This is a genomic window from Halobacillus sp. BBL2006 (assembly GCF_000786645.1).
GTDB lineage: Bacteria > Bacillota > Bacilli > Bacillales > Halobacillaceae > Halobacillus.
The window spans coordinates 1-914 of the sequence record NZ_JRNX01000772.1 but is presented as its reverse complement, the minus strand read 5'-3'; the positions used below and the strand labels follow the sequence as shown (position 1 = coordinate 914).

Here is a 914-nt window from a genome sequence, read left to right as displayed (position 1 = left end):
GACGCCATCCTTACGAATGATGCCGGAAATTTTGCAGGCTGGCTGCATTCCTTTTATCAATTCAATGAATCGAACACCTACATTGGTCCGACATCCGGGGCTATGGGATACGGCATGCCAGCAGCCCTGGGAGCGAAGCTTGCCTACCCGGATCGAACCGTAGTTTCTTTATCTGGCGATGGTGGATTTATGATGACGTTTCAGGAGTTTGAAACCGCTGTGCGGTACGAAATTCCTGTCGTTAGCATTGTTTTCAACAATCGCATGTACGGCACAATCCGCATGCACCAAGAAATCCACTATCCTTATAAAATGATCGGCACGGATTTAGGGGATGTTCCTTTTTCAACGATGGCAGAGAGCCTCGGAGGAAACGCTTATTTTGTAAAACGACCGGCAGAATTCGAAGAGGCTATTGAAGAAGCTTTGGATTCAGAAAAGCCGGTGCTAATCGAAGTCGAAATCGACCGTGAACAGATTTCAGTCGCTTCGACCATCCAACAAGTGAGAACGCGGCATACCAAAAAGGCTTAAGGGGGAGATTGACGGTGAGTCAGAACTTAGAGAAGCAAGATAAATTACTCAATTTTATTAACGGAGAATGGGTAGAGCCAACGACTGAAACGTACACGAATGTTATGAATCCGGCTACCAAAGAAACACTCGTTCAAGTCCCGTTATCCAATAGCGAAGATGTAGAATCTGCCACTGAGTCTGCTAAGAAAGCCCAGAAAAGTTGGGCGCTCGTTCCGGCACCGCAGCGAGCCGAAGTGCTATATCGTGTCGGGTTGATTATGAAGGATCGTAAAGAACATTTGGCACAGTTGTTAACGATGGAAAACGGCAAGGTCATTGAAGAAGCCCGCGGTGAAGTCCAAGAGGGCATCGACATGGCCTTCTATATGGCGGGTGAA

2 protein-coding genes are annotated in these 914 nt (G+C 47.4%); both read left to right on the top strand.

The features are described from left to right. On the top strand, positions 1 to 534 hold a 534-nt coding region (locus LD39_RS19500; RefSeq protein ID WP_035552217.1), incomplete at its 5' end, for a thiamine pyrophosphate-dependent enzyme. A 14-nt stretch (positions 535 to 548) separates the two neighbouring features. Beyond that, on the top strand, positions 549 to 914 hold a 366-nt coding region (locus tag LD39_RS19495; RefSeq protein WP_035552213.1), incomplete at its 3' end, for an aldehyde dehydrogenase family protein.